Genomic DNA, 12,631 nt, shown 5'->3' on the forward strand with positions numbered 1-12,631 from the left:
TATTTCTCTATCTCCTTATCCAAATCGTATTGTAACACAGGGCTAGCTGGATAATTGTTGAAAATTTTTGATGAGAGTGATGAAATTTGATGATGAGGACGAGTGCTGCCAGATCCATTCGGCCATTTGCAGCGTAAAAAAACCCGATAGCACCAGCTACCGGGTCTTACGTCAGATGATTATTCGATGATCGCTGCAACAACGCCGGCGCCTACAGTACGTCCGCCTTCGCGAATAGCGAAGCGAGTACCTTGCTCCATTGCTACAGGTGCGATCAGCTCAACGCTGAACTCAGTGTTGTCACCTGGCATTACCATTTCTACGCCTTCCGGCAGTTGGATGATGCCAGTAACGTCAGTGGTACGGAAGTAGAATTGTGGACGGTAGTTAGCGAAGAAAGGAGTGTGACGTCCACCTTCTTCTTTGGACAGAACGTATACTTCTGCACGGAATTTGGTGTGCGGGTTAACGGAACCCGGTTTTGCCAAACATTGACCGCGCTCGATGTCTTTACGCTCAACACCGCGGAGCAGGGCACCGATGTTGTCACCAGCTTCTGCTTGGTCGAGAAGTTTACGGAACATCTCAACACCTGTTACCGTAGTAGTACGAGTTTCTTCAGCAAGACCAACGATTTCTACTTGGTCACCTACTTTAACCACTCCACGTTCTACGCGACCGGTAGCAACAGTACCACGGCCAGTGATCGTGAACACGTCCTCAACCGGCATCAAGAAAGGCTTGTCGGTTGCGCGCTCAGGAGTTGGGATGTAGTTGTCAACAGCATCCATCAATTCAATAATTTTCTTTGCCCATTCTCCGCTTGGATTGTCGAGGGCTTCTTTAGCGGAACCTTTGATGACTGGAATATCGTCACCTGGGAACTCGTATTGGGAAAGCAGGTCACGGATTTCCATTTCAACCAGTTCCAGCAGCTCTTCATCGTCAACCATATCGCATTTGTTCATGAATACGACGATGTAAGGTACACCTACCTGGCGGGAGAGCAGGATGTGCTCGCGAGTTTGCGGCATCGGACCGTCAGCAGCGGATACTACGAGGATCGCGCCGTCCATTTGAGCAGCACCAGTGATCATGTTTTTCACGTAGTCAGCGTGACCTGGGCAGTCAACGTGAGCATAGTGGCGGTTTTCAGTTTCGTATTCAACGTGTGCAGTGTTGATCGTGATACCGCGCTCTTTTTCTTCCGGAGCAGCGTCAATGCTGTCATATGCCATTGCTTTTGCTTTACCTTGCTGTGCCAAAACAGTAGTGATAGCAGCAGTCAAAGTGGTTTTGCCGTGGTCAACGTGACCGATTGTACCAATGTTTACGTGCGGTTTGGTCCGCTCAAATTTTTCTTTTGCCATGAGAATGTAATCCTCCTTAAAAGTAAGGGTAAGTATTGAATAAAGAAAGGTTTACTCATTACAGGATGGCTGTCCGTATAATATTGTAAACCTTTCTCGATTGAAGATAAAGGGTCTAGCGGGCGAATTACTCGCCTTTCGACTTCTTGATGATCTCTTCAGCGATGCTCTTCGGCACTTCTTCGTAGTGGTCGAGGAACATCGAGTAGGTACCGCGGCCTTGCGTACGGGAACGCAGAGTCGTGGAGTAGCCGAACATCTCGGAGAGCGGCACCATCGCACGGATTACTTGTGCATTGGCGCGAGCTTCCATCCCTTCGATGCGGCCACGGCGGGAGTTCAGGTCGCCCATGACGTCACCCATGTACTCTTCAGGCACAGTAACCTCGACCCTCATCACAGGCTCCAACAGCACAGCGTTACACTTCTTCGCAGCTTCTTTCAATGCCAAAGAACCTGCAACTTTAAACGCCATCTCGGAGGAGTCTACATCGTGGTAGCTTCCGTCGACGAGAACAGCTTTGATGTCTACCAGCGGGAAGCCGGCGAGAACACCGTTTTTCATCGCCTCTTCGATACCAGCCTGAACGGCCGGAACGTATTCACGAGGCACGACCCCACCGACAATCTTGTTCTCGAATTCGAAGCCTTGGCCCGGTTCGAGCGGGGAGAATTCCACCCAAACGTGACCGTATTGACCGCGGCCACCAGATTGGCGAACGAATTTCCCTTCCACTTTTGCGCTGCCCCGGAAGGTTTCGCGGTAAGCAACCTGTGGCGCCCCGACGTTCGCTTCGACCTTGAATTCACGCTTCATGCGGTCAACGATAATTTCGAGGTGAAGCTCACCCATACCGGCGATGATCGTCTGACCGGTTTCTTCGTCGGTCCGGGCGCGGAATGTCGGATCTTCCTCGGACAGTTTGCCGAGTGCGATACCCATTTTGTCTTGGTCCGCTTTGGACTTCGGCTCGATCGCAACCTCGATAACCGGATCCGGGAAGGTCATCGATTCGAGAATAACCGGTGACTTCTCATCGCAGAGGGTGTCCCCTGTCGTCGTATCTTTCAAACCTACTGCAGCGGCGATATCGCCGGAGTATACCATGTCAATCTCTTGACGGTGGTTGGCGTGCATCTGCAAGATACGACCGACGCGCTCGCGCTTGCCTTTGGTAGAGTTCAACACGTACGAACCGGATGAAAGCGTACCGGAGTAGACGCGGAAGAACGTCAGCTTACCGACGTACGGGTCTGACATAATTTTAAACGCCAAGGCCGAGAACGGGCCATTATCGTCAGCTTCACGCGTTACCTCGTCTTCCGAATCCGGCAGATGGCCTTTGATTGCCGGGATATCGGTCGGTGCCGGCAGGAAGTCAACCACTGCGTCAAGCATCGGCTGAACCCCTTTGTTTCTGTAGGAAGAACCGCAGAGCACAGGCACAAGTTTGCACTCGATGGTGCCTTTGCGCAGGCCTTTCTTGATCTCTTCTACAGTCAGCTCCTCACCTTCGAGGTACTTCATCATCAATTCTTCGTCTTGCTCGGCTGCCGCCTCGATCAGCTGCAGGCGAAGCTCTTCGCACTTGTCTTTCAGCTCAGCTGGAACTTCGCGAGCGTCAGATGTTTTGCCCAAGTCATCGGTATAGATGATCGCCTGCATGTTGATCAGGTCAACCATTCCGACGAATTGGTCTTCCGCACCGATCGGATATTGAATCGGTACCGGATTGGCACCCAGGCGATTGCGAATTTGGTCGACGCACATGTCAAAGTTCGCGCCGATGATGTCCATCTTGTTTATATAGCAGAGACGAGGTACGCCATAGTTGTCTGCTTGACGCCAGACGGTTTCGGATTGCGGCTCAACGCCACCCTTGGCATCAAATACCGCAACTGTACCATCAAGTACGCGAAGGGAACGTTCAACCTCAACAGTAAAGTCTACGTGCCCTGGCGTGTCAATGATATTGATGCGATGGCCTTTCCACTGAGCCGTTGTCGCAGCAGATGTAATGGTGATACCGCGCTCTTGTTCTTGCTCCATCCAGTCCATGGTTGCCGCACCTTCGTGCGTCTCGCCAATTTTGTGAACGCGACCGGTGTAAAAGAGAATACGCTCAGTAGTTGTCGTCTTACCGGCATCGATGTGAGCCATGATTCCGATATTGCGCGTATTCGCCAGAGAGAACTCGCGAGCCATCAGGTATACTCCTTCCTTAACTCATGTGTGGGAATATGCGGGCGTCCTGCAAGGATACCCGCTTAAAATTCTACCAGCGATAGTGTGCAAACGCTTTGTTTGCTTCAGCCATTTTGTGAGTGTCCTCACGTTTTTTCACGGCTGCGCCAGTGTTGTTTGCCGCATCGATGATCTCGTTAGCCAAACGCTGTTCCATGGTCTTCTCACCGCGAGTGCGGGCGTAGTTTACCAACCAACGCAGACCAAGAGTAGTACGGCGCTCCGGTTTTACTTCGATCGGTACTTGGTAGTTTGCACCACCAACGCGGCGTGCTTTTACTTCCAGCACAGGCATGATGTTTTTCAGTGCTTCTTCAAACACTTCCATCGGATTGCGGCCTGTACGCTCTTGAATGATGTTGAACGCGTTATAGAGAATGTTTTGCGCTACACCTCGCTTACCGTCCAGCATCATGCGGTTGATGAGCCGGGTAACGAGTTTGCTATTGTAAATCGGGTCAGGAAGTACGTCCCGACGTGCAACTGGGCCTTTACGTGGCATCCTATTCCCCTCCTTTGTGTAAATATGCTTGTGACGAGTCGCCTAGGCGAGCTTATTTTTTCTTCGCTGCGTCTTTTCCGGCTTTCGGACGCTTGGTACCGTATTTGGAACGGCCTTGCATACGATTGTTAACACCGGCAGTGTCAAGCGCGCCGCGAACGATGTGGTAACGAACCCCTGGCAAGTCCTTTACACGGCCACCGCGAACCAGCACAACGCTGTGTTCTTGCAGGTTGTGACCGATACCGCCGATGTAAGCTGTCACCTCAATACCGTTGGTCAAACGGACACGCGCATATTTACGCAATGCGGAGTTTGGCTTCTTCGGGGTCATGGTACCTACGCGGGTGCAGACACCACGTTTTTGCGGAGAGCTTTGATTCGTCAGGGATTTTTTGAAGCTGTTGTACCCTTTTTGCAATGCAGGGGACTTCGACTTCACGACCTTGTCAGTACGGCCTTTGCGTACCAATTGGTTCATTGTAGGCATATTGTAGACCTCCTTCCTCTTCCTCTCTAATGCGAAAGCTGAAAAAGTCCAGTGACGTTTGACGTCAGGCACTTTTCAAACTAGCGCTTTAAGACCACAGATCCAGGTGAGTCATTTTTGGGTCAAATAGAAAGCTTTTGCCAGAGAGCAATGAAACGCTTTTTGACAAAAACGGTTTAACCACCTTTTTTGATTGCAGCCGCAGCTGCGCCCACTTCAATTCTGCATGCCCTGCCGAGGCGTCGCATGGAATCTACGTAGACTACTGGCACACCCTTCTCCTTGCACAGAGTTGCGACTTTCTGTGTCAGACGCTTGTCTGCGTCCTGAGCGATGTAGACCTCTTCGGCCTGCCCGCTCTCAACCGCCTTCAACGTCTGATTAACTCCGATCATCAACTCTTTGGCCCGCTCTACTTTTTCATAAGACATGTGATCATATCCTCCAAAGCAAAGTGTATCAGGCACACTTGAATATCATATCAGCTTGATTTCACCATGTCAACAGAAACCTATTTGTTTTTGCAAGGAATGGTGCCCATCTATTTGATGAGCACCAACCTGCTTGATCTTATTCGGCCATCGAAACTGCTTCCCGCTCGGCCTGTTGAGCCTCCAAGGCCTCTTGCTCTTGCAGCGTGAGCACCTTGGTATTCCGATAGCGGGACATACCTGTACCCGCAGGTACCAATTTTCCGATAATGACGTTCTCCTTCAAGCCCAGCAAACGGTCCACCTTGCCCTTGATCGCAGCGTCGGTAAGCACGCGCGTCGTCTCTTGGAAGGAGGCGGCAGAGAGGAACGAATCGGTCTCCAACGACGCCTTGGTGATACCGAGCAGCACCGGACGTCCAACTGCCGGGTTGCGTCCTTCCATCAAAACTTTGGCATTCGCCAGTTCGAACTCGTGAACCTCGACAAAAGAACCAGGCAGCAAATCCGTATCTCCGCTGTCCACTACGCGCACCTTGCGAAGCATTTGACGGATCATGACTTCGATATGCTTGTCGTTGATTTCTACCCCCTGCATCCGGTACACCTTTTGCACTTCTTGCAGGATGTAGTTGGAGACGCCGCGCAGACCGCGAACCTTCAACATTTCCTTTGGATCGACAGACCCCTCTGTCAACTCGTCGCCGGCGCTGAGTACCATTCCAACGGATACTTTGATGCGTGCGCCGTACGGAGCAGAGTAAACCTTGTTCTCGGCATCTCCGCGAATCTCGATTTCGCGTCGATCCTTGCCTTCGCGAATGTCGACAACTTCACCGTCGATCTCGGTGATGACAGCCTGCCCTTTCGGATTGCGAGCTTCAAACAACTCCTGGATCCGCGGCAAACCTTGGGTGATATCGTCGCCAGCCACGCCCCCGGTATGGAACGTACGCATGGTCAACTGGGTGCCAGGTTCGCCGATCGACTGGGCGGCAATGATACCGACCGCTTCCCCGATCTCCACTTCCGCACCTGTTGCCAGGTTGCGTCCGTAGCACTGTTTGCAGACGCCGTGACTGGTGCGGCAGGCAAGCACGTTGCGAATGTAGACGTCCTTGATACCGGCCTTGACGATTTTTTCAGCAATTTCTTCCGTGATTTCCTGGTTGCGGCCAACCAAGATTTCCTTCGTCTCTGGATGACGGACGGTTTCAAAGCAGGTGCGGCCAACGAGGCGGTCGAACAATTTTTCGATCTCCTCTTTGCCATCAGTGATGGCACTGACGCGAATCCCTTTATCCGTACCGCAATCCTCTTCGCGAACGATCACATCCTGGGCCACGTCGACCAGGCGGCGTGTCAGGTAACCGGAGTCAGCCGTACGCAGCGCTGTATCGGCAAGTCCTTTCCGGGCGCCGTGAGTGGAGATAAAGTACTCCAACACGGTCAGGCCTTCACGGAAATTGGATTTGATCGGTAGCTCGATGATTCGACCGGACGGGTTCGCCATCAGTCCGCGCATACCGGCCAGCTGGGTAATCTGCGAAACGTTACCGCGGGCACCGGAGTTTGCCATCATAAACAGCGCGTTAAACTTATCCATGGACTTCATCAAGACGTCGGTAACCTCGTCCTTGGCTTTCGACCAAATGGAAATGACGCGGTCATAACGCTCATCTTCGGTAATCAAACCGCGGCGGTACTGAGCCATAACGGTCGCTACCTTCTCGTCCGCTGCGCCCAGAATCTCTTTTTTCTGTTCCGGTACGACAATGTCAGATACGGCAATCGTAATACCGGCTTTTGTAGAGTAGGCAAAGCCAAGCTCTTTGATCTTGTCAAGGATCACAGAGGTTTGCGTCGTTCCGAATCGGCGGAAGCACTCGGCGATAATGGTGCCGAGGAAGCCTTTCTTCACTGCGCCGTGATCCGGAAGTTTCCTTGCAAATTCTCTCAGGTCGACACCCTTGTCAAAGACGAAGTACTCATCAGGCACTTGATTTTGCAAATTGGCTTTCGACGGTGTATTGATATACGGCAGCTCCGGCGGGAAGATCTCATTGAAAATGATTTTCCCCACCGTGGTAAACAGCAAGGCGTCCTGCTGTTTCTCCGTAAACGATGTTTTATTCAGGCTCTTCGCCGGAACGGCAATCCGCGTGTGCAGACTGATATACCCGTTTTGGTAAGCAGCGATCGCATCGTTCGGATTCCGGTAGGCATTGCCTTCACCCTTATCGCCTTCGCGCTCCAGGGTCAGATAGTAAGAACCCAAAACCATGTCCTGCGACGGTGTAACGACCGGCTTTCCGTCTTTCGGGTTCAGGATGTTTTGTGCAGCCAGCATCAAGATTCGCGCTTCAGCTTGCGCCTCGGCGGATAGCGGCACGTGCACCGCCATTTGGTCACCGTCGAAGTCCGCGTTGTACGCCGTACAAACGAGCGGATGGAGGCGAATCGCCCGACCTTCGACCAGCACCGGTTCGAACGCTTGAATCCCCAGGCGGTGAAGCGTAGGAGCGCGGTTCAAAAGCACTGGATGCTCGCGGATCACTTCTTCGAGGACATCCCATACTTCCGGTTGAACCCGCTCGACTTTCCGTTTTGCGCTCTTGATGTTGTGAGCGAGCCCTTTGGACACCAATTCCTTCATCACAAACGGTTTGAACAGCTCCAATGCCATTTCCTTCGGCAGACCGCACTGGTACATTTTGAGGTTCGGTCCGACGACGATAACGGAACGGCCGGAGTAGTCAACGCGTTTACCCAGCAGGTTTTGGCGGAAACGCCCTTGCTTCCCTTTTAGCATATGGCTGAGCGATTTCAACGGACGGTTGCCCGGTCCAGTAACAGGCCGTCCACGGCGGCCGTTGTCGATCAGAGCGTCAACGGCTTCCTGCAGCATGCGCTTTTCATTTTGTACGATGATGTCGGGAGCGCCCAGTTCCAACAAACGCTTCAAGCGATTGTTCCGGTTGATCACGCGGCGGTACAGATCGTTCAAGTCGGAGGTGGCAAAGCGTCCACCGTCCAGCTGTACCATCGGGCGAAGTTCCGGCGGAATAACCGGCAGCACGTCCAAGACCATCCACTCCGGGCGATTTCCCGAGTTGCGGAACGCCTCGAGCACTTCCAAACGTTTGATGGCACGATTGCGGCGTTGGCCTTGCGCCGTCCGCAGCTCTTCCTTCAGAAAATCCACTTCTTTATCCAAGTCGATTTCGGCAAGCAGTCGCTTGATCGCCTCGGCACCCATCATGGCTTGAAAGGAGTAACCGTACTTCTCGCGATAATTGCGGTACTCTTTTTCCGAGAGCAGCTGCTTCTTGTCGAGCGGCGTATCTCCCGGATCGGTCACCACGTAGGATGCAAAGTAGATGACTTCCTCCAGGGAACGCGGCGACATGTCAAGCACGAGCCCCATGCGGCTGGGAATCCCTTTGAAGTACCAGATATGCGACACGGGAGCAGCCAGCTCAATGTGCCCCATGCGTTCGCGGCGCACCTTGGCGCGGGTCACTTCCACGCCGCAGCGGTCGCAGACAACACCTTTGTAACGGACGCGCTTGTACTTTCCGCAGTGGCACTCCCAGTCCTTTGTCGGACCGAAGATGCGCTCGCAGAACAACCCGTCTTTTTCCGGTTTTAGTGTCCGGTAGTTGATCGTTTCCGGCTTCTTGACCTCACCGTACGACCAGGAGCGAATTTTGTCTGGAGAGGCCAGACCTATTTTCATGTATTCAAAATTGTTGACGTCTATCACAGGGCGTTACCTCCCTTAGTCCGGAATCTTACTCTTCGTCCAAGCTTCCGCCTTCTAGCACGAGGTTCAGCTTTTCACCGCTGCCTTCGTCCTCATCGTCAATCTCGCGCATCTCGATTTCTTGTTCGTCTTCAGAGAGTATCTTCACGTCCATACCCAAGCTTTGCAATTCCTTGATCAACACTTTAAACGACTCAGGAACGCCCGGTTCCGGCACGTTCTCCCCTTTGACGATCGCTTCGTAGGTCTTCACGCGACCAACGACGTCGTCGGACTTAACGGTGAGAATTTCCTGCAAGGTATAGGCCGCACCATATGCCTCCAATGCCCATACCTCCATCTCGCCGAAGCGCTGGCCGCCAAACTGGGCTTTCCCCCCCAGCGGCTGCTGTGTGACGAGCGAGTATGGACCGGTAGAACGGGCGTGAATCTTATCGTCCACCAAGTGGGCCAACTTCAACATGTAGACACAACCTACCGTTACACGGCGGTCAAACGGTTCTCCGGTACGGCCATCGTACAGAATTGTTTTTCCGTCGCGGTCCAAGCCGGCTTCCTCCAACGTGTCGAACACGTCGTCCTGGCGTGCTCCGTCAAAGACAGGAGTCGCCACGTGAATGCCCAGCATTTTCGCTGCCATGCCCAAGTGGGTCTCAAGCACCTGTCCGATGTTCATCCGCGACGGAACCCCCAGCGGATTGAGGACAATTTCAACCGGCGATCCGTCCGGCAAGAACGGCATATCTTCTTCCGGCATAATCCGGGCAATAACCCCTTTGTTACCGTGTCGGCCTGCCATCTTGTCACCCACGGAAATCTTCCGTTTTTGGGCGATGTAGACGCGCACCAACTGGTTCACGCCCGGCGGCAGTTCGTCACCGTTGTCGCGGGTAAACACCTTGACGTCGACGACAATGCCAGATCCGCCGTGCGGCACCCGCAGCGAAGTATCGCGAACCTCACGCGCTTTTTCACCGAAGATGGCATGCAAGAGACGCTCTTCCGCCGTCAGTTCGGTCACGCCCTTTGGCGTCACCTTGCCGACGAGGATATCGCCGTCCTGAATCTCTGCGCCAACGCGCACGATTCCGCGTTCGTCGAGGTTCTTCAGCGCATCTTCACCCACGTTCGGGATGTCGCGGGTAATCTCTTCCGGTCCCAGCTTGGTGTCGCGGGCTTCGGATTCGTACTCCTCGATGTGGATGGAGGTGTAGACGTCATCCTTGACCAGCTTCTCGCTGAGAAGAATCGCATCCTCGTAGTTATACCCTTCCCAGGTCATAAACGCGACAATGACGTTGCGGCCGAGAGCCAACTCGCCCTTTTCCGTAGACGGACCGTCACCGATGATGTCACCAGGCTCGATCCAATCTCCTTTTTTCACGATAGGACGCTGGTTTATGCACGTTCCCTGGTTGGAACGAATAAACTTCTGTAATTTATACTTGTCAAGATCGCCGGCCACCTTTTTGCCGTTGATCTCCTTGTAGCGGCGGACCCAAATTTCTTTGGCGGTAACGCGTTCAACCTGACCAGGCCACTTCGCTACCACGGCCACACCCGAATCCTGGGCGGCCTTGTGCTCCATGCCGGTGCCGACGAACGGCGCTTGCGGCACCAAGAGCGGCACAGCTTGCCGCTGCATGTTGGATCCCATCAGGGCCCGGTTGGCGTCGTCGTTTTCCAGGAACGGGATCAGTGCTGTCGCCACCGAGACGACCTGTTTCGGCGAAACGTCCATGAAGTCGACTTTATCGCGAGGAACGCTGAGAATTTCACCCTTCCGGCGGCAAATAACCTGTTCGTTGACGAAATTGCCTTCTTCGTCGAGCGGTTGGTTTGCCTGGGCGACGTTGTACACATCCTCTTCGTCGGCTGTCAGGTAGACGATTTCATTGAGAACGCGGCCTGTTTCTGGGTCAACTTTTCGGCGTGGCGTCTCGATAAAGCCGTAGTCATTGATCCGCGCATAGGTGGAAAGCGAGTTGATCAGCCCGATGTTTGGACCTTCAGGCGTTTCAATCGGGCACATCCGCCCATAGTGGGAATGGTGGACGTCGCGCACTTCAAACCCGGCCCGCTCACGCGTCAAGCCCCCGGGTCCAAGCGCAGAAAGGCGCCGTTTGTGCGTCAATTCCGCCAATGGGTTGGTCTGATCCATGAACTGCGACAGCTGGGAGCTGCCGAAGAACTCTTTTATTGCGGCAATAACCGGCCGAATATTGATCAACGCCTGCGGAGTAATCTGATTCTGATCCTGGATCGACATCCGCTCCCGAACCACGCGCTCCATGCGGGAAAGACCAATACGGAATTGGTTTTGCAGCAGTTCCCCGACAGAACGGAGGCGGCGGTTGCCCAAGTGGTCGATATCATCGGTATTGCCGACGCCATGCAGCAGGTTGATGAAGTAGTTGATCGCTGCGACGATATCCGCCGGCGTAATATGTTTTACTGATTTATCAATGTTGCCGTTGCCGATGACCCGAATGACTTTGCCGTCCTCGGTTGGCGAGAAAATGCTGATCGATTGCAGGCGGACTGTCTCTTCCTCCAGCACGCCGCCATGGGTGTGGACTTCGACAAAGCCGACGCTCTCATCCAGCATCGGCTGGATGCGATCAAGCAAGCGGCGATCAATCACCTGACCCGCTTCTGCAATAATCTCGCCTGTAGCCGCATCAACGAGCGTCTCCGCCAAGCGTTGATTGTACAAACGCGTTTTGATATTCAGCTTTTTGTTCATCTTGTAGCGGCCAACGGAGGCCAGATCGTATCGCTTGGGATCAAAGAAACGGGAAACAAGCAAGCTCTTTGCGTTTTCAGTCGTCGGCGGTTCGCCGGGACGCAAACGCTCGTAGATTTCGATCAACGCCTTCTCGGTAGAGTCGGTGTTGTCTTTTTCCAACGTGTTTTTGATATACTCGTCTTCGCCGAGCAAATTGAGAATGTCTATATCAGAGCTGAAACCGAGCGCTCTCAAAAGAACCGTAACCGGGATCTTCCGCGTCCGGTCGATGCGAACATAGATGATGTCTTTCGCATCGGTTTCCAGTTCCAGCCAAGCGCCCCGGTTCGGAATCACCGTAGCAGTAAACGTCTGCTTACCGTTCTTGTCTACCTTCGTGTTATAGTAAACGCTTGGGGAACGAACAAGTTGACTGACAATAACCCGCTCTGCCCCGTTGATGATGAACGTGCCGGTATCGGTCATCAGCGGAAAATCCCCCATGAAGACCTCTTGTTCCTTCACTTCACCCGTCTCCTTGTTCAGCAGACGGACCTTCACCCGTAACGGAGCCGCAAACGTTACATCGCGCTCTTTAGATTCATCTACATCATACTTTGGTTCACCTAAACTATAATCGATAAATTCCAGCACGAGGTTCCCAGTGAAATCCTGGATAGGAGAAATGTCCTGAAACATCTCACGCAATCCTTCATCCAAAAACCATTGGTAGGACTTTTGCTGGATCTCGATCAAATTAGGCAGACCCAACACTTCGTTAATGCGAGAATACGTACGACGCTGACGGTGGCGGCCGCTTTGAACCAATTTACCTGCCAACTCATTCACCCCTCATGTTTGTGCTGCAACACAAAACGGTCACGACCTTTTTGTGCGACCAAGCGGTCATAAGGTCTATGAAAAACGTCAAGACGCTTTTCACGCAAAAAATAAAAATGGGTTAATACAATAACCTCATTTTTTAGCGAAAGAAACTCTATTCTACAAGAATCCCCAAAACCCTATACACTTATTCCTCTTTTTTACAAAAAAGGAGAAATTAGCAGTTGACAAAACGGGAATTCTCCGAACTAGACAG

At 52.9% G+C, this 12,631-nt stretch carries 7 protein-coding genes; all 7 read right to left on the reverse strand.

From position 1 onward, the window contains the following. Positions 1–179 precede the first annotated feature (179 nt). Complete coding sequence (gene tuf / locus HGBM_RS23585) at positions 180–1,370, reverse strand: elongation factor Tu (protein ID WP_019123542.1); 1,191 nt, start codon at positions 1,368–1,370, stop codon at positions 180–182. A gap of 127 nt (positions 1,371–1,497) precedes the next feature. Next, on the reverse strand, positions 1,498–3,576 hold the full coding sequence (gene fusA / locus HGBM_RS23590; RefSeq protein ID WP_019123543.1) for an elongation factor G: 2,079 nt from the start codon (positions 3,574–3,576) through the stop codon (positions 1,498–1,500). A gap of 70 nt (positions 3,577–3,646) precedes the next feature. Then, positions 3,647–4,117, reverse strand: a complete 471-nt coding sequence (gene rpsG / locus HGBM_RS23595) for a 30S ribosomal protein S7 (RefSeq protein ID WP_019123544.1) — start codon at positions 4,115–4,117, stop codon at positions 3,647–3,649. Positions 4,118–4,169: 52 nt separating this feature from the next. Further along, a complete protein-coding gene (gene rpsL / locus HGBM_RS23600; protein ID WP_019123545.1) occupies positions 4,170–4,607 on the reverse strand; it encodes a 30S ribosomal protein S12 in 438 nt (145 codons plus the stop codon). A gap of 176 nt (positions 4,608–4,783) precedes the next feature. Then, positions 4,784–5,038 carry a 50S ribosomal protein L7ae-like protein gene (locus HGBM_RS23605; RefSeq protein ID WP_019123546.1) on the reverse strand — a complete coding sequence of 85 codons (255 nt, stop codon included), beginning with the start codon at positions 5,036–5,038 and terminating at the stop codon, positions 4,784–4,786. Between the two features lie 139 nt (positions 5,039–5,177). Next, positions 5,178–8,804 (reverse strand): DNA-directed RNA polymerase subunit beta', encoded by a 3,627-nt coding sequence (gene rpoC / locus HGBM_RS23610; protein ID WP_019123547.1) that lies wholly within the window; start codon positions 8,802–8,804, stop codon positions 5,178–5,180. 28 nt (positions 8,805–8,832) lie between these two features. Further along, complete coding sequence (gene rpoB / locus HGBM_RS23615) at positions 8,833–12,372, reverse strand: DNA-directed RNA polymerase subunit beta (RefSeq protein ID WP_019123548.1); 3,540 nt, start codon at positions 12,370–12,372, stop codon at positions 8,833–8,835. Positions 12,373–12,631: the final 259 nt, after the last annotated feature.

It is taken from the genome of Brevibacillus massiliensis, assembly GCF_000311785.1.
Classification (GTDB): Bacteria; Bacillota; Bacilli; order Brevibacillales; family Brevibacillaceae; genus Brevibacillus_C; species Brevibacillus_C massiliensis.